Origin of the sequence: Nocardia sp. JCM 34519.1 (assembly GCF_020361265.1) — a bacterium.
Lineage (GTDB): Bacteria > Actinomycetota > Actinomycetes > Mycobacteriales > Mycobacteriaceae > Nocardia > Nocardia arthritidis_A.
In genome coordinates, this window is record NZ_JAIRBR010000020.1 from 115347 (window position 1) to 139426 (window position 24080).

The following is a 24080-nucleotide window of genomic DNA, read 5'->3' on the forward strand; positions in this document are numbered from 1 at the left end:
GCCGCACAGTATCAGTGCGCGATGAGACCGAAAATCGTTGCGGGGGATCCGGATCCGGCTCGATACAGCGGCCCGCCGACCAGTACCCAGGCGCCCGTCACCGGCAGTGCGGCGAGATTGCCCAGACATTCCAGGCTGATTCGATGCTCCCGGTACAGCAGCTTCGAAACGGCGTAGTCCGCATCGGTGCCGAGGTCGGGTCCGAAGGTGTCGATCCCGAGCGCGCCTCGGCGTCCCAAACGGCCGGTATCCAAAAGCCATTCGAGGGTTTCGAGCGCGAATCCGGGCTGGCGGCCCGCGTCGGATCCGGTACCGATGAAATCCGGGGTGCCCCATTTGCCGTCCCAGCCGGTCCAGGCGATCACCGCCGCCCCGTCCGGAATTCGGCCGTTCGCCCGTTCCCATGCCATCAGGTCGCCGATCGAGATCGCGTAATCCCGGTCGCGGGAGCAGGATTCGCGCACATCCAGCTTCACCGCGGGCAGCAGCAGATCGTCCGGCTCCAGTTCGTCGGCGGCGAGCCCGGCCGGGTCGAAGTGAATCGGTGCGCCCCAATGGGTTCCGGTGTGTTCGCCCTGCCGGATGTAGCGCAGGTAGTAGCCGTCCGCCGCGATCGTCGCGACGGTTTCGGCGCGGAATTCGGGGTCGCCCGGAAATAGCGGCGTCGTCGCCGGATCGTGCACGTGCGACAGGCTCACCGGTCGGAACGGTCGGGCACTCATCGCGCCGCCGGCGCGAGCACCCGCTCCAAAGCGTCTATATCCTGCGTCAGCACGCGGAACAGGATATAGACCGCGATGAACGCGGCGATGCTTGCGATGCACAGCACCCGGACGGCGACGATGATCCGCGCGAGGTCTCCGGTGGAAAGCAGGGTCGCCCCGAGCACGGCGAGCAGCGGAATCGACGCCGCCACAATCAGATACACCGCGCTGCGGCGGCGCAGCCCCTGCAATCGGCGGACATCCTCCGCGCGAATCTCGCCGTGGCTCAGGAACATCGGATAGATACATCTGATCATGTAGCAGTTCACCAGGAAGAACGGATACGTCACGGCGATGGCGCCGCTCACCACGTGCAGCGCGACGAAATGCAGGTAGTCGGCGGCGGTCACCGTCTCGGCGGTGCCGTGCAGCACGATCGGGAAGGCCAGGCCCGACAGCAACCACAGCGAGAAGATCACCAGCACCGTGCGATCGCCGAGATGTATCGCGTCGGTGCGGGTCCGGCGCAGCACCTCGGGGTCGTAGCGTTTCCCGTGACGCAGGCCGTGCGTCACCGCGAGCAGATACCGGCCCAGGTAGATGAGCAGTGCCGCGCCGATCGGGAAGAGCAGACCGTTCACCACCGCGGTGTAGATGTGGAATTGGTGCTGTGCCGCCAGCGTCTGCGTGTGATGGATCAGTTTGTCGTTGTGCTGGACGTTGTACACCGAGGCGAGTGCGTTCGGCACCAGGATGGCCAGCGCGACAAGCGGAATGCGCCAGCGCCGCAGCCGCGACCACGGGCTGCGCTCCGGCGGGTCGACCAGATCGCGGGCGCGCGGGTCCAGGCACAGCTCGAGCTGCTGGGCCAGCGTCGCGCCGTCGGGCCAGCGGCGCTGCGGATCCGGTTCGAGGCAGGTGAGCAGCACCCGGCGCAATGCCGCGGGGCAGTCGGCCGGGATGCGGGCCAGCGCCGCCGGATCGATCCCGCTGCGGCGGTGTTCCAACGCGGTGGCCGGGTCGTCGGTATCCGCAGCGAACGGCACTGTGCCGGTGAGCATTTCCCACAGCAGCGCGCCGAGTGAGTAGATATCGCTGCGGGTGTCCGGCGGGGCGACCGCGGGCCCGAGATCGACGGCGAGCTGCTCGGGTGACCGATACGGCAGACAGTCGTGCTTTGCCGCCGAATCCGCCGCGCGATAACCGGAATCATGCAGGGTGAAGTCGGCGAGCTTCGGGATGCCCTCTGCGGTGAACAGCACATTGGACGGCTTGATCGCCAGGTGCACAACGCCGTTGCGGTACGCGTAATCGAGCGCATCGGCCAATCGCCTGCCGACCCAGGCCACCGTTTCCGGCCAGCTGAGCCGGGCGATTTCGGCGCGCACCGGCGAATCCGCCGGCCGGATATCGCCTTTGGCCTCCATGGCCGCGTCGACGGCACGCAGCAGTAGCGTGCCGCCCGCATCCGTGCTGCCCGCGCGGCGGCGGGCCAGCACCTCGGCCGCGGTACCGCCCGGCAGGTACTGCATGTACACCAGCCGGACCGCGGCGCCGACCACCCGCTGATCGAATACCCGAACGATATGTGGATGATCCAGCTGAGCCATGGTGCGCGGCGCCCCGCCGCCGTTCGAAAGCCGAACGGCGACAAGCCGTTGCATGGAACGCTGCCGGGCCAGGAATACCCGCCCGAGTTCGCCGCCGCCGAGTTCGGTGCGCAGATCGAATTCGTCGATCCGCTGGCCGGGACCCACCTCGTCCAGTGCGACAACCGTTTCCGCGGCCGATTCCGCGACCCGCTCGCGCACCGCACCCGCCAGCTCGGGATATTCGGCCAGGAATTCGGTGAGCTCCAGCCCGTCGTGCCTGCGGCGCGCGAGGTACTCCTCACACACCAGATCGACCAGCTGTGGGCAGCGCTCCACCTCGGGAAATTCCGTGCGGTACTCGGCAATTCGCTTACCGACGCCGTCCAGCTCCCAGCGCCGGCGCAGATCGATGCGCACCAATTCGGCCAGCACGGCCAGCCGCACGCGGGCGCCGTCCGGCACGTAGTCGGACACCCGGGGCGGTTCCCGGCCGATATCGCGCAGGCACCGCTCCCAATCGGCGGCGAACCGCGCGACGGTGCCCGCAGCCGACCCGGTCATGGCGCCCGATCCACTACCGCGGCGCGGAATCGGCGCGCGCGCACCGCCGTGCGCTCGGTCGAATCATCCGGCGCGACAACGCGTTCCAACGCCTCCAGATCCTTCTCCAGCGCGCGGAACAGCAGATACGACCCGACGAACGCGGCGATTCCGCCCGCGCACAGCACCCGCACCGCGACGATCACCATCGGGATATCGGCGGCCGGCAGGAAGGTCACCCCGGCCACCGCGAGCAGCGGAACCGACGCGGCCACCGCGAGATAGCCGTTGCAGCGCCGGTCGAGGCCGCGCAACCACACCGCGTCCTCCGCGCTGATCTCGCCGTGCCGCAGGAAGATCGGATAGATGCAGCGCACGACGTAGAAGGCGCCGAGGAAGAACGGGTACGCGACCGCGATGGCGCCGCACACCACGATCGAGGCGAGGAAGTGCACCACCGCGTTGGCGGGCACGTCGCCGGTGGCCAGCTGCAGGGCGATCGGGAAGGTGATCCCGGCCAGCACCCACAGCGAAAAGGCAACGGCCACCGCGCGATCGGCGAAGAGCAGCGCGTCGGCCCTGGTGGCGCGCAGAGTGTCGGGATCGTAGCGGCGACCGTGGCGCAGCCCGCGCGGCACGGTGATCAACCGTCTGGACATGATCGCGACCACCGCGATCCCGACCGGGAAGAAGATGCCGTTCACCAAACCGGTGATGATGGTGAAGGTGTGTTGCGCCTCGGCGCTGAGCCTGCTGATGATCAGGTGCTGGTTGTGCTGGATGTTGTAGAGCGCGGCAAGCATATTCGGCACCCCGATGGCCAGGAAGACCACCGGAATGCTCCAGGCGCGCAACCGGAACCGCCAGCTGTCCGGTGCGGGATCGACCAGTTCCCTGGCCCGCGCGTCCAGGCACAGATCCAGCTGTTTGGCCAGCACGCCACCGTTGGCCCAGCGGTCCGTGCGCTCGGGCGCCAGGCAGGTGAGCAGCACGCGGCGCAGCGCGGCCGGGCAGTCGGGCGGAATTCGTTCCAGCGCACCGGGTTCGACGCCTGCGCAGCGCCGCTCCAGCATGGCCTCCAGCGTGGTCTCATCGCCGCGTCCGCTCGCCCCGGCCGTGCTGTCGTCGAAAGGTTTTGCGCCGGTGAGCAATTCCCAAAGCAGCACGCCGAGCGAGTAGATGTCGGCGCGGGTGTCCAGATCGGCGGCGCTGCGGTCACGGCCGGGATGACAAGCTTCCAGCTGCTCCGGCGACATGTACGAAAGCGACCCGCCGAAGTAGGCGACCGGACTGGTACCCGCCACATTGCGGCTGAAGCTGATGTTGAAATCGGCGAGTTTGGGCACCGCCTCCGCGGTGAGCAGCACATTGGCCGGTTTCACGTCGCGGTGCAGCACGCCGTGCGCCGCGGCGTAATCCAGCGCCTCGGCCAGCCTGCGGCCGAGCCAGGCCACGGTTTCCGGCCAGCTGAGCCGGGCGATCTCGGCGCGCACGCTGGAGTCGGTCGGCCGGATCTCGCCCTTCTCCTCCATGGCCGCGTCCACCGCGTCGAGCAGCAGTTGTCCGTTGCGTTCGGCGGGCGGGGTCGCGGCCACCCAGCGCAGCACGCCGAGCAGCGTCCCGCCGGGTAGGAACTGCATGTAGAGCAACCGCAGCCGTTGTGCCGAGGACAGGCTGCCCGGGGCGAGCAGCCGCTGATCGAAGACCCGCACGATGTAGTCGTGGTCGAGCTGGGCCAGCGTTTGCGGTTCGGTGCCGTGGTCGGCCGAGATCTTCACCGCGACCAACCGCTGCAGCGAACGCTGCCTGGCCAGGAACACCCGCGCGAACGCGCCGCTGCCCAATCCGGTGAGTAGATCGAAGTCGTCTATTCGCTGCCCGGTTTCGATATGGTCGAGCCCCTCGGCCCGGCCCGGTCCGGTTCCGATCGTGGTCGGAATCGCGGTTTCCGTTCCGATGAGATCGGCGGCCGTGCGAGTCACTTCTGTATTACGAAAAGACCCGGTGGTGTGGTTCAGTGGGAATCCGAACCGAGTGGAATCATCGGCGGCCGCGCGCCGGGTGCTCTGATCCACCTCATCGGCATTGAGCAGTAGCCGCAGTTCCGCCGCCTGCTGCGGATATTCGCGCAGACATTCCCGTGGATCGACCCGCTCACCGCTGTGCCGCCGGATGACGAACTCTTCATACACCAGACCGGCCGGAATAGTGTGCGGTTCGAGTTCCGGGAACTCGGCACAATATTCGGCCAAACGCTTGCGCGGTGCGGTGTTCGCACCGCGCGGTATCCAGCGATGTCGCAGGTCGACGCGGATCAACTCCAGTAGTGCGGTCCGGCGCAGGGTTTGCGCGTCCGGTAGATATGCGGCGATCGGCGGCGGCTGTAACGATTCGGCGTCGCGCCCGGCCGCGCCGCTTTCCACGATGGCGGATTCCCATGCGGCCGAGAATGCTTCAACCACGCCGAATTCCGTACCGACCGCGCGACCCGCGGCGCCGGAACCCTTACCGGCTTCGGGCCTTTTCTCGGGGTTTGCACTCATAATTCCGCCACACCCAGCGTCATCGTCCCCCAACAGTATTCGGAATGATAACTTGCGCCACAACAGCGGATCACCCGAATTCGACAACGATGCGATGGGGGCGAATCAGCACATGCACAACACTGCGGCGCGAATCGACCATGAAGACCGCGAGCGCCTGCGATCGGTGCCGACTACCGCGGCGGAATCCGGCCACACCACCCGCGGGCCGGCCGCCGCCATCGCGGCAAGGGTGCACGACGCGACGGCCACCCCTACTGAGGTGGTCGAGGCCGCGCTGCGCCGCATCGCCGCGGAGAACTGGAAGATCAACGCCTGCACCGTGGTTCGCGCCGAGCGGGCCATGGCCGAGGCCGCCGCGCTCGATCAGCGATCCGATCTCGACGTGCTGCCGCTGGCCGGCGTTCCGGTCGCGATCAAACACAACATCCCGGTCGCGGGCGAGACGGTGCGCGCCGGATCCGCCGCCACCGATCCGAGCCCGGCCGCCGCCGACCATCCGGTGGTGCGCAGGCTGCGCGCGGCGGGCGCGGTCGTCGTCGCACTCACCGCGGTACCCGAACTCGGGCTGTGGCCGACCACCGACGCCCCGGACCGGATCACCCGCAATCCGTGGAATACCGCGCGCAGCGCGGGCGGTTCGTCCGGTGGGGCCGCCGCCGCGGTGGCGTCGGGGCTGGTGCCGATCGCGCACGGCAGCGACGGGCTCGGCTCGATCCGCATCCCCGCGGCCTGCTGCGGCGTCTTCGGGATCAAGCCGGGCAGGCATACCGTGCCCGCCGAACTCGGCGCCGACTCCTGGTCCGGCCTTGCCGAAAACGGTGTGCTGGCAACGACGGTCGGCGATGCCGCGCTCGCGCTATCGGTGCTGGCCGCGCGCCCGGACCTAGCCGAGACGGATCCGCCGGGCCGACTACGCATCGGCCTCGCCGTCAACTCGCCCCTTCGGATCTTCCGCGTCGGCAGGCCATGGGTCGCCGCCGCCGATATCGCCGCCGCGACCGCCGCGGCCGCCGGACATCTGGTGGAGCCCGCCGCACTGCCATACGGCGATTCGCTCATCGCGGTATTCCTGCGCTGGCTGGTAGCGGCCACCCGCGACGCCGCCCTGCTCCCGAATCCCGAACGACTACAACGGCGTACGCGCAGGCATCTGGCGCTCGGCCGGTTCGTGCAACGACTACGGCTGGTGCGTCCGGCGCAGATCGACCGGGTCGAATCCCGGCTGCTGGAATTCTTCGAACGCTACGACGTCGTGATCACACCGACGCTCGCCGCCGCGCCGCCACGGGCGCGGGCCTGGCACGCCGCGGGTTGGCTGATGAATGTCCTTGCCTGCGCGCGGTTTTCACCATTCACCCCGCTCTGGAACCTGGTCGGCTGGCCCGCCGCGTCGGTCCCGATGGGTTCGGATCCCCGCTCGCATACGCCGGTCGCGGCGCAGTTGGCCGGACCGCCCGGCAGCGAATCGACGCTGCTGCGGTTGGCCGCGCAGCTGGAATCGCGCCATCCGTGGCGCCGAACCATCGGCTGATCGGCGCCGCGTAGCTCAGCTGGCGACCGCGACCGGCTGACTGGTCGAGAAACCGCCCGCCACCGCCCGTGCCGCGAATTCCAGGATGGTCGGCCTGGTGTCGTCGGCGCGCCAGGCGACGGCGAGTTCGCACGGCGCGAGCCCGGTGATCGGGCGTGCGGTGAGTCCGGGCCAGCGGTACATCGGCACGTTGTTCTCGGCCAGCAGGCAGACGCCGAGCCCGAGGCTCACCGCCTCCAGCTTGTCCTCCGGGGTCGCGGCCTCGGCGCCGATCTTGGCCTGGCGGCCGTTGCGGGCGTCGTTGCCGAGCCAGAAGTCACGCACCGCGCCCGCCTCGGTGGGCAGCGCGATGAACGGCTCGTCCATCAGGTCGGCGAAGTCGATGCTGTCCTGTTCGGCCAGCGGGTGGTTTTCCGGTAGCAGCACCCAGCGCGCCTCGGTGCGCAGCACCTGCCAGCGGTACCGGTTCGAGTCCGGCAGCGGCAGCCACACCAGCGCCAGATCGGCCTGGCGGCCGGCGAGTCCGCTGGACGGATCGGTCCAGGACGCCGCGTGCAGGGCCAGTCGGTGTCCGCTCGCGCTCTCCAGATCGTTGAGCAGGCCGCGGCCGAGCGCGGACTGGATGCCGACGCGCAGCACCTCGCCCGCCTCCTGCAGCGAGACGTTGGTGGTCTCCCAGAGTTCCAGGATCTTGCGGGCGCCTTCCAGCAATTCCTTACCCGCCACGGTCAGCGCGACGCTGCGCTGGTTGCGGTCGAACAGGACCACGTCGAGCTGGCGTTCCAGTTGACGGATCTGACGCGACAGGGTCGGTTGGGCGATGTGCAGCCGCTGGGCGGCGTTGGTGAAGTGCAGTTCCTCAGCGACGGCGACGAAGTAACGCAGGTCGCGCAAATGCGGGTCCATAGCCCCTTGCTATCAGAATCAGTCCTGAATTTCCACCCTAAATAGGCCGGAAAGTCTGGATAAGCTGGCCGAAACAGTCGGTAGGTTTGTTAGGGACAGCATATTGCTTCCTATGGCGCTGCGCACCATCGACCTGGCGAATCTCGAGCAGCTTATTCGGGGGCGTTGGGTGCATCCTCAATTGGACGTGCGACCAGCGTAAATGGGCTGCGCATCGTGCTCGCTGCATCGAGCGGTGGGGACGCCAGCGACTTGCCGGAAACGCGTCGTAGGCGGCGGTAAGTCGTTAACTCCGCTAAGAGTGATTTTCGTCACAAAGTGGTTTGCTGATCGGTCCGAAGCGGTTGCCGCGACCCGCACAGGCCGGTCGCGGCACCGCATCCGGACGGCTCAAACGCCGCGCGCCCGCTCCTCGTAGGCCCGGCGCTGCTCGGTGTTCACATCGTCCAGGAACGCCCGCCCCGAACCGAGCGCCCGCGCCAGACCGTCACCGAGCGCCTCCGGCAGCAGCCCGACCACCTGCGAAATGAATCCGGCCATCGCGGTCACCCGCACCTTCGATTTGGGCGTCGCGATCAAACCCGCGATAGCGGTGGCGATCTCCTCCGGCTCGGCGGGCCGCAACAGCCGCGGCGCGGTGACCCCGGAACCCAATTCGGTCTTGGTCAGCGTCGGCAGCACCGAGGAGAACCGGACACCCGAATCCCGGTACTCCTCGCGCAGCGTATCGGTGAACCCGAGCACCGCGTGCTTGCTGGCGTTATAGGTCGCCAGCCCCGGAATGTGGGTCTCACCGGCCAGCGAGGCGATATTGATGATGTGCCCGCGCTTACGCGGCAGCATCCGGGACAGGCCGAGTTTCGAGCCGAGGATCACGCCGTAGACGTTGATATCCAGAATCCGGCGGGTGAGCTGATCGGGCTCGTCCACCAGACGGCCCGTCGGCATGATGCCCGCGTTGTTGATCAGCACATCGATCGGGCCGAGCGCGCGCTCCACCTCGTCGAGGAAGCTCTCGAAGGAGTTCTGCTCGGTGACGTCGAGCCTGGCGTAGTACTCGAAGTCGCGCGCGGCCCCCGACTCCTTCACCGCCGCCTCGTCGATATCGCCGATCGCGATCTTCGCACCGAGTGCGCGCAGCGTGGTGGCCGTTGCCAGCCCGATGCCGCGCGCACCTCCGGTGATCGCGACGACCCTGCCGCGAATTTCCTGCCTCACTTGCTGTCTCCCTTGAGTTTCAGAACGGCGGGCAGGTCGATGCGGCGCAGCCCGCGCGCACCTGCCGCGCGCATCGCGCCGACGGCGAACAGCAGCTTGGGCATCGAGTACGGGAACCAGAAAAGTTCCTTCTGCTGGGTCGGCAATATCGGCGTCGTAATCGCTTTCCGCCTGCAGTACTTGCGAATTCCGTCCGGACCGCCCCATCGCGTGCCGACACCGGACAGGCCCCAGCCGCCCATCGGCAGCGCGTAGCTGAACAGGTTGACGAAGACGTCGTTGATATTCACCCCGCCCACATTCAGCTGGCGCGCAATGCGATTGCCGCGATCCTTATCGCCGGTCCACACCGAGGCGGACAGGCCGTAAATCGAATCATTGGCCAGCCGAACGGCTTCCGCCTCATCGGCCACCTTGATCACCGGCAGCGTCGGCCCGAAGGTCTCCTCGGTGATACACGACATTGTGTGGTCGACGTCGACCAGCACCGTCGGCTCGAAGGCGGTGCCGAATCCGGCGCGCTTGCCGCCGGTGAGCACCCGCGCGCCCTTGGCGACGGCCTCATCGACATGGCGCTGCACGATTTGCGCCTGGTTCTCGTTGGCCAGCGCCCCGACATCGTGTTTCGACTCGCGTCCATCGATGCCCTGCCGCAGATTCCGAACGGCCGCGGTCAATTTCGTCACGAACTCGTCGTAGACGGGCGCCTCGACGTACACCCGCTCCACCGAAATGCAGACCTGACCGGAGTTGAACATGCCGCCGAAGGCGATGCCGTGCGCGGCCCGATCCAGATCGGCGTCGGCCAGCACGATGGCCGGATCCTTACCGCCGAGTTCCAGGCTGTACGGGACCATCCGCTCCGCGCATGCGACGGCGATCTTGCGTCCCGTCGCGGTGGACCCGGTGAACTGCACGAAATCGACGTTGTCCACCACCGCGGCGCCCGCCGCGCCCCGGCCGGTCACCACGGCGAACACCGGCGGCGCGCCGATTTCCGCCCAGCCCCTTGCCAATTCGAGTGCGGACAGCGGCGTCACCTCGGAGGGTTTGAGGATGACCGCCGCGCCCGCGGCCAGCGCGGGGATCACATCGATCACCGGCATCGCCAGCGGGAAATTCCACGGCGTTATCACCCCTACGACCGGATACGGCCGATACACCGTGGTCAGCTTCTTCACCCGGGCCAGCGGGCTGTGCGGCGAGGGATGGTCGTCGGCCAGGAATTTGGCGGCGCGGCGGGCATAGTAGCCGGTCAGGTCGATGGAGAAGGCCGGATCGATCAGCGCGTCCACCCGGGGCTTGCTGGTCTCCGACTGCAGCACGTCGGCGAGGACATCGGTGTTGTCGATCAGCCAGTCCTGGAGTTTGAGCAGCCACTCCTTGCGGCCCTCCGGGCCGATGGCCTCCCATTCCGGCTGGAACAGCCGCAGCTCACGGACCTTCGCGGCCACCGCGTCGGCGGATTCGTCGGGCACCGTGCCGACTACCTGTCCGGTTCCGGGGTTGCGCACCTCGATGACGGCCGGATCTTTGGATTCCGCCTGCTTCGCGGCGCCGGGCGCTGGTTCGGTATTGGTCACGGCTGTCTCCCACTGACATTGTGTTTGCTGGCCTATGTGAATCAGTTCACTGAACTATGATCGTGACACAACCCGGTGCGACTTTCTTGGCCTTCACTGTCAATGAAACCCGACTGTTTTGTATTTTAAGTACAATCGGAGCAATTATGACAGCCATGCCGACCGATCGCCCCGAAATCTCGCCCGACAGCGATGTGGTGCGGGACTGGCTGGCCGAGTTCGTCTTCGAGACCATGCGCGCCGAAACCCTCGAACAGGTCGTCGCCCGGTTGGACAATGCGATCGCCGCGCACATCCCGGAGCTCGCCGACCGCGATATGCGTCGCGACCTGGCCGCGAGCACGAGGGCACAGGCCCGGCTGGTGCTGGCCGGTCTGACCAGCAACACCTTCGAATACACCCCCGCCGAGGAGGCGCACGCCTTCGCCAGGACCATCGCCAGGCGTGGCTACGAACTGCGAGTGTTGTTGCAGGTCTACCACTTCGGGCTACAGGCGGTGGTGGATTACATGACCGAGACGGTCACCCAGCGGCACGCGCCGTACGAGATCGAACGCGCGGTGATGCTGCGGCTGTTCGACCGCGCGACGAAATGGGTCGGCAAATCGGTCGAATTGCTCACCGACACATACATGGAGGAGCGCGAGCGGGTGCTGCGCGCCGCGCTCAACCGGCGCACCGAAACCGTGCGCGCATTGCTGGCCGGTGATGATCTGGATCTCGACCAGGCCGGTCTGCGGCTGGGCTACCGGCTGGACCGAACCCATCTGGCATTCGTGCTCTGGACCGACGACGACGCCGAATTCGCCGGCGGGGAGGGCGAATTCATCGAACAACTGGAGCGGGTGGCGAACCGGATCGCCGCGGCGGTCGGCGCGGGCCGGGCATTGACCGTGCCGTCCGGAGCCAGCGCAATGTGGGTGTGGATCGGGATGGAAGACGCTGGCGCGGAGCAGCTTTCGCTGGACGATGCGCTATCGGCATTCGGGCGGGTCGAGGCGCCGGTGCGCGTCGCATTCGGTATGCCCGGCGCGCAGTTGGCCGGATTCCAGCAGAGTCACCGGGAGGCCGTCGCCGCACGGCACGTCGCGGAACGCGGTGCGGCGCCGGAGCGGGTGACCCGCTACCGCGATATCGAAATCGCTTATCTGGCAGGCGCGGACGAGGCCGCCATGCGCGGTCTGATCGCCAGGGAACTGCGTGCGCTGGCCGACCGCGACGCCAATGCCGCCCGCCTGCGCGAAACATTGCACGCCTACCTGCGCAGCAACCGCAGCCCGGAGGCCGCCGCGAAACTGCTTGGGGTGCACAAGAATACGGTTCGATACCGAATTCAGCGGATCGAGGAACTGCTCGGCGGCGTCATCGAAACCCGCAGCCTGCCACTGGAAATCGCACTCTCGTGCGTGGCCGTCTACGGTGTCGAGGTTCTACCGTGAGTCAGTCGTCGGCGGTCGCCGCCTCGCGGGCGGCGATGCGGCGCAGCGGCGGTTCGGTGGTGGGCGCCACCCGGCGGTCCGGTAGCTCGGCCAATAGTTGGGTGGTGGCCGCGGCGACGGCGGCGACCGCCTTGTCGACGGCGGCCTTGGTGGTGCTGCTGAGGCCGGACACGCCACCGACCTTGCGCACGTACTGCAGTGCGGCAGCATAGATTTCCTGCTCGGTAGCGGCAGGCTCCAGGCCGCGCAGGACGGTGATGTTTCTACACATGCCCGCACACTAGTCCTCCTGCCACATCTACGGCAGGCCAAGAACCGCCGGATGTGAAAATCGCACGCATACGGGCGCGGACACGCACGCGGTGGGCCATTACCCGAGCCCGTTTCCGATCGATGGGGAAGAATCGGGATATGTCTGCCCGCGGCTTGCCAACGTTGACGACCTTCCCGTACGACGAACTGGACAAGCGGGAGGAGGACCACTGGTCCGGCGCCGCGGTCACCGATGACGAGTTGCGCTCGCTCGCGCTCGGCGCGTTCTACTCCGCGCGCTGGGATGCCTTCCACGACGCCCTGCTGCTCGGCCCGGAGCGCGAGCATCCGCTCGGTGACCGCCGCGAACTCGCCATCGATACGCTGACCGGTGCCTGGGGGATCACCGACGGCACGGAGGCGCAGGCGTCGATGGAGCAGCTGCTGGAAGGTATGCACGCCCCGCTCTACGCGCTGGTGCATCCGCTGGTGATGGCCTCGATCAACGCCAGCGAGCGGGACCGCTTCGGCGAGCGCGCCGACCGGCACCGCGCATTCCTGCGCCAGGTCGGATCGTTCCGCGGCATGGACAATCCGGAGGCGCTGGTTCGCGACTACGACATCTGGTCCCAGGCGATCAAGATCGGCTTCACCGACCACCTGGCCCGCCCACTGCCCAGCGATATCCACGCCTGGGATCTGGCACGGGTCGTCGCGGTCGCCAGAATGGCCTTCACCGCCGGCTACCTCGACGCCGACGTCGCATGGGACTACCTGATGCGCGCGCTCCCACTGGCCCAACGCAAATACCGCAACTGGCGCCAATTCGGCGACGCCTACCTGGCCGGCTGGACCTACTGGCAGGCCTGCGAGGACCTCGCCGAACTCAAAAGCGGCGGCGTAGACCGCCGCAAGGAACTGCTCCGCCTCTGGATACGCCCCACCAGCCCCTGGCGCCGAATCACACTGAACGCCCCGGCATGACATCGTCTCAGCCACACCAGCGAGACCATCCGAGCGAAGCGAGGGCCGAGCGAAGCGAGGTTCAGGCAGGTGAGCGCAGCGACCCTGCCTGAAGACCCAACGCCTGTAGCGCACGACAAAAAGCGGCGCGCCAGCGACGCTTTTGTCGTGCGCTACCCGCCATCGGGCAATGACCGCAAAATACCGCGCCCGTAGCGCTGGAACTGCCCGTCGTCGACCATGCCGAGCGAATGCCGCCCGACCAGCAGCTCCCATTCCGAATACAGCTGCGCCACACCGGGATCGGCCGGACCCGCGGCGCCGTCGGCGCTATCGCGGCGCACCGCGAAATTCACCGCACAGGTGACCCGCTCGGTGTCGGCCCGATCGGTACCGGTGAAGTGGAAGGTCATATTGCCGTCGTGCACATCCATGCCCGGTTCGCCGCGGACCGCGCCGATCTCACCGGGTGCGGTGGCCGGGCCCTCGGTGGTGCGCGCCCACATGACGGCGGGTACCGGCAATTCGTGCGCGTAGCGGTCGCCGGTGCCGATGGAGATGAACAGCAGCCGTCCGGTGGTCGCGGCGAGCAGACCGGGACCGCTGCCGACCGGCGGCGTCGCCACCGCGATGGCGGTTTCCAGCACGTATTCGTCCGGGGTGACGTACCGGTGCAGTGCGGCCACCGCCGATTTGGCCTCTCGGCGCGGCGCCATTCTGCGCACGGCGCGCTCCACATCCGCGCGGGTCGGGCCGGTCTTACCCCACACCGGCGCGGGCGCGCTGAGATCCGGCGCGGCGACATCGATGCGCTGGGTGGCCAGGATCTGCTCGTTTATCCGGTCCACCATTTCGCTGGCGGCGGGCACGTCGTGTTCGGCGATCAGCACCGGCAGCGGGGTGCGGTCGGCCGGTACGCCGGTCAGTACGGGCGTCGGGTAGCGAAGATAGATCTCGATAACGACGGCGTCGTCGGCTCGACGGTTCAGCCGAACCTTCAACAGATCCGATACCGGCACGTCCAACACCCGCTCGCCGTCGCTACCCGGCCGCAGCACGACCAAACGCCCACGCCCGTGCCGCACTATCGCTGTGGGTGTCCGTAGTTCGACTATGTCCATACCCCCTGCGCTCTGTCCGATTTTCACGGTGCGGCTCCGTTCGATTCGCGTGGTGCGCCCTGCCCGATCCGCGCCGTGCGCCTGCCTGGTTCGCGGTCTTCTGCTACATCGATCGTTACCCTGCGCTACTTCCTCCTGGCCGGTCGTTTGCGCCTCGGGTGTTGTGTCGTCGCTCACGATAGGCCGAACATGCCATGATTGTGACCACTTGGAGGAGACCCGACCCGTGACATCGGGAACCACCGTCGTTCTCGGGTCGTTTACCTCTTTAACTGCACCAGCAGTCGAACTGCGCGATGTATCGACTAGACCGTACGCGGTAACGTGGCATGTCCGCATCCGAACCCCCGGCTTGGAGAACCGGACGCGCCAGACGCATCGCTTAGGCAAGAACCGGAGACACCGGAAAGGACTGGCCGCTCGGCCGACGCTCTATGAACCGCAAGACAGTGTTTCGCACCCTGGCCATAATCGCGGGCATCGTGCTCGTGATCATTGCGTTCAGTTATTTCAGCAATGACACGCGCGGATGGAAGAACGTCGACACGTCGGTGGCGTTGGCTCAGCTGAACGACAAGGCCAATGTCAAGAACGTCCAGATCGACGACAAAGAACAGCAGCTGCGCATCGAGCTGAAGAACGGCAACGACGCGACCGGCGGCCAGACCAAGATCGTCGCCAAGTATCCGGGCGGCAGCCAGACCGCGGGTCAGGTCTTCGACGCCGTGAAGAACTCCGGCGCGTCCTTCAACACCGTGGTCAAGCAGGAGAGCTGGTTCAGCCAGCTGCTGCTGGTCGTGCTGCCGATGGTGGTGCTGCTCGGCCTGTTCATCTTCCTGATGGTGCGGATGCAGGGCGGTGGCCGCGGCGGCATGATGGGCTTCGGCAAATCGAAGGCCAAACAGCTGTCCAAGGACATGCCCAAGACCACCTTCGCCGATGTCGCCGGCGCGGACGAGGCCGTCGAGGAGCTCTACGAGATCAAGGACTTCCTCCAGAATCCGGTGCGCTATCAGGCGCTCGGCGCGAAGATCCCGAAGGGCGTGCTGCTCTACGGTCCCCCCGGCACCGGTAAGACGCTGCTGGCGCGGGCCGTCGCGGGTGAGGCCGGTGTGCCGTTCTTCACCATTTCGGGTTCGGACTTCGTCGAGATGTTCGTCGGTGTCGGCGCCTCCCGGGTGCGCGACCTGTTCGAGCAGGCGAAGCAGAACAGCCCGTGCATCATCTTCGTCGACGAGATCGACGCGGTCGGCCGCCAGCGCGGCGCCGGCCTCGGCGGCGGGCACGACGAGCGCGAACAGACGCTGAACCAGCTGCTCGTCGAGATGGACGGCTTCGGCGACCGCACCGGCATCATCCTGATCGCCGCCACCAACCGCCCCGACATCCTGGACCCGGCGCTGCTGCGCCCCGGCCGCTTCGACCGCCAGATCCCGGTCGGCAATCCGGACCTGGCCGGCCGCCGCGCCATCCTGCGGGTGCATTCGCAGGGCAAGCCGATCTCGCCGGAGGCCGACCTGGACGGCCTGGCCAAGCGCACCGTCGGCATGTCCGGCGCGGATCTGGCCAACGTCATCAACGAGGCCGCACTGCTCACCGCCCGCGAAAACGGTGCGGTGATCACCGGTGAGGCGCTGGAGGAATCGGTCGACCGGGTGATCGGCGGCCCGCGCCGCAAGAGCCGGATCATCAGCGAGCACGAGAAGAAGATCACCGCCTACCACGAGGGCGGCCACACCCTGGCCGCCTGGGCGATGCCGGATATCGAGCCGGTCTACAAGGTCACCATCCTGGCCCGCGGCCGCACCGGCGGTCACGCCATGACGGTGCCGGAGGACGACAAGGGCCTGATGACCCGCTCGGAGATGATCGCCCGCCTGGTCATGGCGATGGGTGGCCGCGCGGCCGAGGAGTTGGTGTTCCACGAGCCGACCACCGGCGCGTCATCGGATATCGATCAGGCCACCAAGATCGCCCGCGCGATGGTCACCGAATACGGTATGAGCGCGCGCCTCGGCGCGGTCCGCTACGGCCAGGACCAGGGCGATCCGTTCCTCGGCCGCTCGATGGGCCAGGCGTCGGACTACTCGCACGAGGTGGCCCGCGAGATCGATGAGGAGGTGCGCAACCTGATCGAGGCCGCGCACACCGAGGCATGGGCCATTCTCAACGAATACCGTGACGTGCTCGACGATCTGGCCACCGCGCTGCTGGAGCGGGAGACGTTGCACCGCAAGGATCTCGAGGACATCCTGGCCTCGGTCGACAAGCGGCCGCGGATCACCGCGTTCAACGATTTCGGCGAGCGGTTGCCCTCGGATAAGCCGCCGGTGAAGACCCCGGGCGAACTGGCCGCCGAGCGCGGCGAGGTGTGGCCGCCCGAGCCGGTGCAGAAGTCGCTGACCGGCGCCGCTGCGGCACAGCGGGAATCCGGGCAGAACGGTTACCCGGCGAACCCGGGCTACCAGCAGCCGCAGTACGGCGGCGGCTACCCCGCGTCACCGGCCACCGGCTACCCGCTGCCGAACGCGCCGACCCAGGCGTACCCGCGGCAGGGTGGGCACGGTTCGCGTCCGGATTACGGCGCCCCGGCCGGCTGGTCCGCACCGGGCTGGCCGCCGCGCGACGAACCGCAGCAGCCCACCGGTCAGCCCGGTTACGGCGGCTGGTCGCAGCCGCAGCAACCGCGGCACGGCTATCCACAGCAGCCGTGGGGTCAGCCTCCGCAGGGCGGTGACAACAACGGCGGTTACGACCACGGCGGCTACGACGAGCCCGGTCACGGCGGCGAGCCCGACAACCACGACTGGGATGGACCGAACGGTCGTCGCTGAGCCGATGGCGGCCTGACGCCCAGCCGGGTCCCGGCGGCGATTAGGCTCGACCATCGGGGTGCCGAGAAATTGCCCGGCACCCGGGATTTTGGAGGTGTCCTCGATTGTCGGCCAACAAATACGTCAGCGATCCGGCGCTGAACGGGGCGGGCAGCGCCGAAGGAAAGGGTTTGCCCGGCACCGTTCGGGCGGAAACCGTTGCGCTGCATACCGGTAGGCCGTTCGATCAGGCTCGGGCCGAGGCCGCGATTCGGGAATTGCTGATCGCGGTCGGTGAGGATCCCGATCGCCCCGGTCTGCTCGAGACCCCGGCCCGGGTGGCGCGCGCCTATCGCGAGATGTTCGCCGGGCTCTACATCGAGCCGGATACGGTGCTGAACACCACCTTCGACGAGGGGCATCAGGAATTGGTGCTGGTGCGCGATATTCCGATGTACTCCACCTGCGAGCATCACCTCGTCGCCTTCCACGGCGTCGCGCACGTCGGCTACATTCCGGGCAAACACGGCCGGGTGACCGGACTGTCCAAGCTGGCCCGATTGGTCGACCTGTACGCCAAGCGCCCACAGGTGCAGGAGCGGCTGACCAGTCAGATCGCGGATGCCGTTATGCGCAAGCTGGATCCGCGCGGCGCGATCGTGGTGATCGAGGCCGAGCACCTGTGCATGGCGATGCGCGGAATCCGCAAGCCGGGCGCGAGCACCACCACCTCGGCGGTGCGCGGTCTGCTGCAGTCCAGCGCCGTATCCCGCGCCGAGGCGCTCGACCTGATTCTGCGGAAGTGAGTGATGGTCCGATGACCAGACCCGGGAGCGTCGCCCCGCGCGGTGGTCGTTCCTGCGTGGTCATGGGCGTCGTGAACGTCACCAGCGATTCGTTTTCCGACGGCGGCAAATACCTCGACACCGAGCTCGCCATCGCGCACGGGGTCGAGCTCTACCGCGCGGGCGCCGACATCATCGATGTCGGCGGCGAGTCGACCCGGCCCGGCGCGGTCCGGATCGATCCGGAGACCGAGGCGGCGCGGGTGGCGCCGGTGATCGCCGGGCTGGTCGCCGCGGGCGTGCCGACCAGCGTCGACACCATGCGGGCCGGGGTCGCCGAGGCGGCGCTCGCGGCGGGTGTATCGGCGGTGAACGACGTCTCCGGTGGTCGCGCCGATCCCGATATGGTGAAAGTCGTTGCGGCCGCGGATGTTCCGTGGATCCTCATGCATTGGCGGGCGGGCGCCGACTATCGGCACACCGGTCCGGCCGACCACTACGACGATGTGGTCGCCGAGGTGCGTGCCGAGCTGGGCGCGCAGGTCAACAAGGCCGTCGCCGCGGGTGTCGACCCGTCGCGGCTGATCCTGGACCCCGGCCTCGGCTTCGCCAAGAACGCCGAACACAATTGGGCACTGCTGGCCGCGCTGCCCGAATTCGTCGCGGGCGGCCTGCCGATCCTGATCGGCGCCTCGCGCAAACGGTTCCTCGGCACGCTGCTCGCCGACGAATCGGGTCCCCGCCCACCCGACGGCAGGGAAACCGCCACCGCGACCATCTCCGCGTTGGCCGCCCTGCACGGCGCATGGGGTGTGCGCGTGCACGATGTGCGCGCCTCGCTCGACGCCATCGCCGTCACCGATGCCTGGCAGCGCGCCGCCGGGCCGAGAACCCGAGAGGCCATCGCATGACCGAGTCAGGGCCCGGAGGAGGCAGCCTGCGTAACCACGGAGGGCCCCTCAGGCATGCAAAAAAGGTAACAGCATGACCGGATCCGGAGTTGTTGTGGCACAGAGTGATCCGATGATCGAGCGGGGTGTCGATCAGATCCAGCTGCGCGGGCTGCGCGCCTTCGGCCACCATGGCTGCTTCGAGCACGAGCGCCGCGACGGGCAGGAGTTCGTCGTCGACTTGAACCTGTGGGTGGATTTCGCCGCGGCCGCGGCATCCGACGATCTGGCGACCACCGTCGATTACGGCGCGCTGGCCGAGCGGGTGGTCGCGATCATCCAGGGCCCGCCGCGCAACCTCATCGAGAAGGTGGTCTCCGAGATCGCCGACGAGGTGATGACGGATCCGCGGATCGAATTCGTCGAGGTGGTGCTGCACAAGCCGCATGCGCCGATCCCGCATCCGTTCGACGATGTTCGCGTCGTCACCACCCGGCAGCGCCGGGAGGCGGAATGATCCGGGAGTCGGCGTGACGCGCGCCGTACTGTCGATCGGCTCGAATCTGGGCGATCGGTTGGCGCATCTGCGCGGTGTCGTCACCGGATTCGGCGCGCGGGTGGTCGCGGTGTCGCCGGTGTACTCGACCGCGCCGTGGGGCGGGGTCGAACAGGACGACTACCTGAATGCCGTTGTGCTGGTGGACGATCCGGCCGCGGACTGTTTCGATTGGCTGCGCCGCGGCCAGGAGTTGGAGCGGGCGGCCCACCGGGTGCGTGAGGTGCGTTGGGGCGCAAGGACGCTCGATGTCGACGTGGTGTGGTGCGGTGACGGCGCCGCCGTCGTGGAAAGCGCCGATCCGGAGCTGACCCTGCCGCATCCGCAGGCGCACAATCGCGCCTTCGTGCTTATTCCATGGCTCGATGTGGAGCCCGACGCGGTATTGCCGGTCGGCGGCCTGGTCCGGCCGGTGCGCGAGTGGCTCGCGGATCTCGACCCGGCCGAGCGCGCGGGCGTGCGGCCGACCGAGCTGAGCTTGACCGCGACTTCGCCGGTGGGACAGAAGGATTCGGCATCGTGAAGCTACGCCCGACCCGGATCTTCGATCTTGTCGCGAATGTGTTCGTCGCCGCGGTGATCGCGTGGATCGGCACCCGGCTCGCCTATTCGAACTTCCCGCCGATCTCCATTTACGCCGGGGCCTCGCTGTATCCGGTGGCCATCATCGAAACGGTGCTCGCCTTCGTGATCCGGGCCAGGGTCAACGAGCATCGGATCGGCGACGGCCCGCATCAACTGCATCCGATCACCGCGGCGCGGGCGGTGGCGCTGGCCAAGGCCTCCGCGCAGGTCGGTTCGCTGGCCGCGGGCGTGTGGCTCGGGTTCCTGTGTTGGGTGTTCCCGCAGCGGGATACGTTGCGTGCGGCGGGCGCCGATGCGCCCGGCGCGATCGTCGGGATGCTGGCCGGGGTGGTCTTGGTTGCTGCCGCGCTGTGGTTGGAGTATTGCTGTCGGGCTCCCGAGGATCCGACGGATAATCCAGCTACCACATAGCAACTTTCACCGATCGAATCACCGAACGGGGTTCTGGGCGCGGACGGACATCCAAGCTACCCTGGCGTCCATGGTTTCACCCTCCCGTAGCAGCACTTCCCGTCGACGGCGGGAGGACGCGGGAAAATTCGTCATCGGCGGGCTGATTCTGCTCGGTCTGGTTGCCAGCGTTTTCCTGGTCTTCAGCAACAGTTTGCAGTTCGTCCGGGTCGGTCTGGTCGCCGCGCTGTGGGCCGCCGCGATCGGCGCACTGGCGGCGACGAAGTATCGCAAGGACGCGACGGTCGACAAGGCGAAGGTGCGCGACCTGCAGACCGTGTACGAACTACAGCTGGAGCGGGAGGTGACCGCGCGCCGCGAATACGAGCTCGGCGTCGAGGCGCGGGTACGCGCCGAGGTCGGGGCCGACGCCTCCGAACTCGCCGCGCTCAGAGCCGAATTGACGGTGCTCAGACAGAGCCTGCAGCGGTTGTTCGACGGTGACCTGCCCGAGGAACGGCTGGCCGTGCGCGCCGATTCGACCAGGATCCAGGAGCTGCCGAGCGCGTCGGGCGGCCCGCGTGACAATAGCTCCGGGGATGCCGGTATCTGGACCGATTCAAACCAGCAGCAAACCCGCAGCAGCGCGACGCCGGTATTCGAGCCGAGTCATCCGGAGCCGCCGGTTTTCGCCAGCCCATTCGACGAGCCGATCACCGCGGAGACCGCCGCCGTCAACCCGGCCGATATCCATATCGCCGCCGCGAATATCACCGATGCGCAGATCACCGACGCCGATATCGACGACTCCGGATTCATCGAACCGCTGACCGGCCCGTCCGGCTGGGCCGATGCGTTCACCGAGGTCGGCAAGGACGAATTACCCGAGCCGAAGCCCGTTCCGGCCGGGCCCAGGCAACCGGCCACCCCGCCGCGCCCGGCCGCCTCCGCGCCGACCATGGGCACCGCGAGCTCGCGCCGTCGCCGCCGCGACATCGACTCCGACGACAGTTCGACCCGTCGCCTTTCCGTCGCCGAAATCATGGCCAACCTGCAATCCGAAGAGCGCAACCGCACTGTCTGATTCGCAACGCGGCCCGTTGTGCCCCTGCTGACATCGCCTTGATCGGCCGAGCGTGGCGCGGATGTGAGCCGCAAATCACGTAGCGAGCGCATGGCATCGACAAATGCCGGGCCGATATCCTCGGTAGGTACGTCTGGTACCCGCATGGCGGGACTGGAACATGGTGTTCGATTTGCGGTATTCACTAACCCTGCGTGGTTACGCTGCGCTGCCGCCTCCGGGCCTGACGCTCATACCGCGACGAGAGGACAGCGTTGACCTCTAGAAGTGCGACTTCTTCCGATGACGACGGCGGCTACGACCCCGCGCCCGCACGCCTGACGGTGGGAATCGTCTCGGCGGGACGTGTCGGCTCGGCGCTCGGCGCCGCGCTGGAGCGCGCCGGACATGTGGTGTTCGGTGTGTCCGCGATCTCCGATGCCTCGGTGCGGCGGGCCGCTACCCGGCTGCCGGATTCGAAGATCCTGCCGGTCGAGGAGGTGGCGGCGCGCAGCGAACTGCTGCTGCTCGCGGTGCCGGATGCCGAATTGGCCGGGTTGGTGCGCGGTTTGGCGAGCGCGGGCGTGGTGCGTTCGGGCACGATCGTCGCGCATACGTCCGGCGCGAACGGTATTGCCGTGCTCGCCCCGCTCACCGAGCGCGGCGCACTGCCGCTGGCCATTCATCCCGCGATGACGTTCACCGGGCACGACGAGGATCTGTCCCGGCTCGGCAACGCGTGTTTCGGCATTACGGCGGGCAGTGAGATCGGTTACGCCATCGCCCAATCGCTGGTGATCGAGATGGGTGGCGAGCCGGTGCGGGTGCCGGAGGAGCAGCGCACGCTCTACCACGCCGCGCTCGCGCACGGCAGCAACCATCTCGTCACCCTGATCGTCGACGCGGTCGCCGCGCTGCGGGTCGCGCTGTCCGGTCCCGGATTGCTCGGCCAACAGCTGGTGGACGATCAGCCGAACGGCTTGGCCGAGCGTTTGCTGGCGCCGCTGGCCTCAGCGGCGCTGGACAACGCGCTGCGTCGCGGACAGGCCGCGCTGACCGGTCCGGTGGCCCGCGGCGATGTGGAAGCCGTTGCGGCGCACCTGGATGCGCTCGAATCCGTCGACCCCCGACTGGCCGCGGGCTACCGCGCGCTCTCGCTGCGCACGGCCGAACTGGCCGAAACCAACCCTGCTCTCATTGATTTGCTGGAGGGACGCCAATGATCGATCCGAAACTGCGTGGCGCCTTCCGCCCCGGCCAGTTGACCGTGCAGCACGACCCGTCGGTGGTCGCCGCCATCTCGAAATCGCTGCGCGGTGTCGGCCGCACGGTCGCCCTGGTGCCGACGATGGGCGCGCTGCACGAGGGACATCTCGAGCTGGTGCGCCGCGCCAAGCGCACCAACCAGACGGTGATCGTCTCGATCTTCGTGAACCCCTTGCAATTCGGTGCGAACGAGGATCTGGACAAATACCCGCGCACCCTGGACGCCGATGTGGAACTGCTGCGTGCGGAGGGCGTCGAACTGGTCTTCGCGCCGAGCGCCACCGATATGTACCCCGACGGCCCGCGCACCACGGTACAGCCGGGCCCGCTCGGTGCCGAGCTCGAAGGGGCAAGCCGCCCAACGCATTTCGCCGGCATGCTGACCGTGGTCGCCAAACTGCTGCAGATCGTGCGGCCGACCGAGGCATTCTTCGGCGAGAAGGACTACCAGCAGCTCACGCTGATCCGCCAGCTGGTGCGCGATCTCGATTTCGACGTGACGATCGTCCCGGTGGCGACGGTGCGCGAGGCGGACGGTCTGGCCATGTCCTCGCGCAACCGCTATCTCGATGCGGCGCAACGGGAATCGGCGCTGGCCCTTTCCGCGGCGCTGGCCGCGGGCCGTCATGCGGCCGGACACGGCGCCGCCGCGGCGCTCGCGGCGGCCCGCACGGTGCTCGACGCGGCCGATGGCGTCGCCGTCGACTACCTCGAATTGCGTTCCTCCACCCTCGGTCCGGCGCCCGCGAGCGGTAACGCGCGGCTGCTCGTCGCGGCCAGGGTCGGCTCGACCCGGCTGATCGACAACACGGCGGTAACCCTCGGCGTCGAACTCGACGGCCATCCCGATCCCAACGCCCGGCTCGCCTCCACCCAGCGGTAGAGCGCCTCAGAGAAAGGCAACAGCTCGATGTTGCGCACCATGATGAAGTCGAAGATCCACCGCGCCACGGTGACCCACGCGGACCTGCACTACGTCGGCTCGGTGACGGTGGACCAGGATCTGCTCGACGCGGCCGATCTGCTGGAGGGCGAACAGGTCTGCATCGTCGATATCGATAACGGCGCCCGCCTGGAGACCTATGTCATCGCGGGCGAGCGCGGTTCCGGCGTGATCGGAATCAACGGCGCCGCAGCCCATCTCGTCCACCCCGGCGACCTGGTCATCCTGATCGCCTACGGCATGATGGACGAGGCCGAACTGCGCGAATACCAGCCTCGGGTGGTATTCGTCGACGAGCGAAACCGTCAGGTGGAGTTGGGTTCGGATCCGGCGCACGCGCCCGAGGGTTCCGGGCTCACCTCGCCGCGCACGCTGACCAACGCCTGATCGGGCA

At 67.9% G+C, this 24080-nt stretch carries 21 protein-coding genes; 13 read left to right on the forward strand and 8 right to left on the reverse strand.

Features of this window, described 5'->3' with window-relative positions; genetic code table 11:
• Positions 1-11 precede the first annotated feature (11 nt).
• From LGY53_RS34550 to LGY53_RS34560, 3 genes are read right to left on the reverse strand one after another with little or no spacing between them, the layout of a single operon-like run.
• On the reverse strand, positions 12-722 hold the full coding sequence (locus LGY53_RS34550) for a cyclase family protein (RefSeq protein ID WP_225730894.1): 711 nt from the start codon (positions 720-722) through the stop codon (positions 12-14).
• Entirely contained in the window at positions 719-2857 is a 2139-nt protein-coding gene (locus LGY53_RS34555; protein ID WP_225730895.1) for a serine/threonine-protein kinase, read from the reverse strand. The genes LGY53_RS34550 and LGY53_RS34555 overlap by 4 nt, the downstream gene beginning before the upstream one ends.
• Positions 2854-5379, reverse strand: a complete 2526-nt coding sequence (locus LGY53_RS34560; protein ID WP_255664952.1) for a serine/threonine-protein kinase — start codon at positions 5377-5379, stop codon at positions 2854-2856. Before LGY53_RS34560 ends, LGY53_RS34555 begins: the two co-directional genes overlap by 4 nt.
• Before the next feature lie 94 nt (positions 5380-5473).
• Here LGY53_RS34560 and LGY53_RS34565 point away from each other — a divergent pair, with 94 nt between their 5' ends.
• Complete coding sequence (locus LGY53_RS34565) at positions 5474-6913, forward strand: amidase family protein (RefSeq protein ID WP_225730897.1); 1440 nt, start codon at positions 5474-5476, stop codon at positions 6911-6913.
• A 15-nt stretch (positions 6914-6928) separates the two neighbouring features.
• Here the strand turns inward: LGY53_RS34565 and LGY53_RS34570 are convergent, their stop codons facing one another.
• The 3 genes from LGY53_RS34570 to LGY53_RS34580 form a co-directional block, all read right to left on the reverse strand.
• Complete coding sequence (locus LGY53_RS34570) at positions 6929-7819, reverse strand: LysR substrate-binding domain-containing protein (protein WP_225730898.1); 891 nt, start codon at positions 7817-7819, stop codon at positions 6929-6931.
• Between the two features lie 390 nt (positions 7820-8209).
• Positions 8210-9037 carry an SDR family oxidoreductase gene (locus LGY53_RS34575; RefSeq protein ID WP_225730899.1) on the reverse strand — a complete coding sequence of 276 codons (828 nt, stop codon included), beginning with the start codon at positions 9035-9037 and terminating at the stop codon, positions 8210-8212.
• Positions 9034-10620, reverse strand: a complete 1587-nt coding sequence (locus LGY53_RS34580) for an aldehyde dehydrogenase family protein (RefSeq protein ID WP_225730900.1) — start codon at positions 10618-10620, stop codon at positions 9034-9036. Before LGY53_RS34580 ends, LGY53_RS34575 begins: the two co-directional genes overlap by 4 nt.
• Before the next feature lie 155 nt (positions 10621-10775).
• Here LGY53_RS34580 and LGY53_RS34585 point away from each other — a divergent pair, with 155 nt between their 5' ends.
• A complete protein-coding gene (locus LGY53_RS34585; protein ID WP_225730901.1) occupies positions 10776-12059 on the forward strand; it encodes a CdaR family transcriptional regulator in 1284 nt (427 codons plus the stop codon).
• A 1-nt stretch (position 12060) separates the two neighbouring features.
• Here the strand turns inward: LGY53_RS34585 and LGY53_RS34590 are convergent, their stop codons facing one another.
• Positions 12061-12330: a DUF2277 domain-containing protein gene (locus LGY53_RS34590; RefSeq protein ID WP_225730902.1), complete on the reverse strand. Its 270-nt coding sequence runs from the start codon at positions 12328-12330 to the stop codon at positions 12061-12063.
• Between the two features lie 140 nt (positions 12331-12470).
• Between LGY53_RS34590 and LGY53_RS34595 the strand changes: the two genes are divergently transcribed.
• Positions 12471-13295: a DUF1266 domain-containing protein gene (locus LGY53_RS34595; RefSeq protein ID WP_225730903.1), complete on the forward strand. Its 825-nt coding sequence runs from the start codon at positions 12471-12473 to the stop codon at positions 13293-13295.
• Between the two features lie 152 nt (positions 13296-13447).
• Here the strand turns inward: LGY53_RS34595 and LGY53_RS34600 are convergent, their stop codons facing one another.
• Positions 13448-14422 (reverse strand): hypothetical protein, encoded by a 975-nt coding sequence (locus tag LGY53_RS34600; RefSeq protein ID WP_225730904.1) that lies wholly within the window; start codon positions 14420-14422, stop codon positions 13448-13450.
• 407 nt (positions 14423-14829) lie between these two features.
• Between LGY53_RS34600 and ftsH the strand changes: the two genes are divergently transcribed.
• The 10 genes from ftsH (at position 14830) to panD (ending at position 24073) form a co-directional block, all read left to right on the forward strand.
• Positions 14830-17229 (forward strand): ATP-dependent zinc metalloprotease FtsH, encoded by a 2400-nt coding sequence (gene ftsH, locus LGY53_RS34605; protein ID WP_225730905.1) that lies wholly within the window; start codon positions 14830-14832, stop codon positions 17227-17229.
• A gap of 137 nt (positions 17230-17366) precedes the next feature.
• The gene (gene folE, locus LGY53_RS34610) at positions 17367-18014 is read left to right on the forward strand and encodes a GTP cyclohydrolase I FolE (protein ID WP_174867554.1); all 648 of its coding nucleotides are present in this window, start codon (positions 17367-17369) and stop codon (positions 18012-18014) included.
• A gap of 11 nt (positions 18015-18025) precedes the next feature.
• A complete protein-coding gene (gene folP / locus LGY53_RS34615) occupies positions 18026-18904 on the forward strand; it encodes a dihydropteroate synthase (protein ID WP_225730906.1) in 879 nt (292 codons plus the stop codon).
• A gap of 112 nt (positions 18905-19016) precedes the next feature.
• Complete coding sequence (gene folB / locus LGY53_RS34620) at positions 19017-19400, forward strand: dihydroneopterin aldolase (protein WP_167471628.1); 384 nt, start codon at positions 19017-19019, stop codon at positions 19398-19400.
• Positions 19401-19413: 13 nt separating this feature from the next.
• Complete coding sequence (gene folK, locus LGY53_RS34625) at positions 19414-19962, forward strand: 2-amino-4-hydroxy-6-hydroxymethyldihydropteridine diphosphokinase (protein WP_225730907.1); 549 nt, start codon at positions 19414-19416, stop codon at positions 19960-19962.
• The gene (locus LGY53_RS34630; protein WP_167471630.1) at positions 19959-20435 is read left to right on the forward strand and encodes a DUF3180 domain-containing protein; all 477 of its coding nucleotides are present in this window, start codon (positions 19959-19961) and stop codon (positions 20433-20435) included. The genes folK and LGY53_RS34630 overlap by 4 nt, the downstream gene beginning before the upstream one ends.
• A 70-nt stretch (positions 20436-20505) precedes the next feature.
• Complete coding sequence (locus tag LGY53_RS34635; protein ID WP_225730908.1) at positions 20506-21498, forward strand: DUF6779 domain-containing protein; 993 nt, start codon at positions 20506-20508, stop codon at positions 21496-21498.
• Positions 21499-21752: 254 nt separating this feature from the next.
• Positions 21753-22700, forward strand: coding sequence for a Rossmann-like and DUF2520 domain-containing protein (locus LGY53_RS34640; RefSeq protein ID WP_167471632.1), 948 nt, complete (start codon positions 21753-21755; stop codon positions 22698-22700).
• Positions 22697-23626 carry a pantoate--beta-alanine ligase gene (gene panC, locus LGY53_RS34645; protein ID WP_225730909.1) on the forward strand — a complete coding sequence of 310 codons (930 nt, stop codon included), beginning with the start codon at positions 22697-22699 and terminating at the stop codon, positions 23624-23626. The genes LGY53_RS34640 and panC overlap by 4 nt, the downstream gene beginning before the upstream one ends.
• Before the next feature lie 27 nt (positions 23627-23653).
• Complete coding sequence (gene panD / locus LGY53_RS34650; protein ID WP_167471634.1) at positions 23654-24073, forward strand: aspartate 1-decarboxylase; 420 nt, start codon at positions 23654-23656, stop codon at positions 24071-24073.
• The last annotated feature ends 7 nt before the right edge of the window (positions 24074-24080 follow it).

Excerpts from the sequence above, each read along its gene's own strand:
- LGY53_RS34590 (WP_225730902.1), bottom strand. The coding sequence starts at position 12,330 with ATGTGTAGAAACATCACCGTCCTGCGCGGCCTGGAGCCTGCCGCTACC.
- panC (WP_225730909.1), top strand. The coding sequence starts at position 22,697 with ATGATCGATCCGAAACTGCGTGGCGCCTTCCGCCCCGGCCAGTTGACC.
- LGY53_RS34635 (WP_225730908.1), top strand. The coding sequence starts at position 20,506 with ATGGTTTCACCCTCCCGTAGCAGCACTTCCCGTCGACGGCGGGAGGAC.
- ftsH (WP_225730905.1), top strand. The coding sequence starts at position 14,830 with ATGAACCGCAAGACAGTGTTTCGCACCCTGGCCATAATCGCGGGCATC.
- LGY53_RS34560 (WP_255664952.1), bottom strand. The coding sequence starts at position 5,379 with ATGAGTGCAAACCCCGAGAAAAGGCCCGAAGCCGGTAAGGGTTCCGGC.
- LGY53_RS34595 (WP_225730903.1), top strand. The coding sequence starts at position 12,471 with ATGTCTGCCCGCGGCTTGCCAACGTTGACGACCTTCCCGTACGACGAA.
- LGY53_RS34565 (WP_225730897.1), top strand. The coding sequence starts at position 5,474 with ATGGGGGCGAATCAGCACATGCACAACACTGCGGCGCGAATCGACCAT.
- panD (WP_167471634.1), top strand. The coding sequence starts at position 23,654 with ATGTTGCGCACCATGATGAAGTCGAAGATCCACCGCGCCACGGTGACC.
- LGY53_RS34550 (WP_225730894.1), bottom strand. The coding sequence starts at position 722 with ATGAGTGCCCGACCGTTCCGACCGGTGAGCCTGTCGCACGTGCACGAT.
- LGY53_RS34585 (WP_225730901.1), top strand. The coding sequence starts at position 10,776 with ATGCCGACCGATCGCCCCGAAATCTCGCCCGACAGCGATGTGGTGCGG.
- LGY53_RS34570 (WP_225730898.1), bottom strand. The coding sequence starts at position 7,819 with ATGGACCCGCATTTGCGCGACCTGCGTTACTTCGTCGCCGTCGCTGAG.
- folP (WP_225730906.1), top strand. The coding sequence starts at position 18,026 with ATGACCAGACCCGGGAGCGTCGCCCCGCGCGGTGGTCGTTCCTGCGTG.
- folB (WP_167471628.1), top strand. The coding sequence starts at position 19,017 with ATGATCGAGCGGGGTGTCGATCAGATCCAGCTGCGCGGGCTGCGCGCC.
- LGY53_RS34555 (WP_225730895.1), bottom strand. The coding sequence starts at position 2,857 with ATGACCGGGTCGGCTGCGGGCACCGTCGCGCGGTTCGCCGCCGATTGG.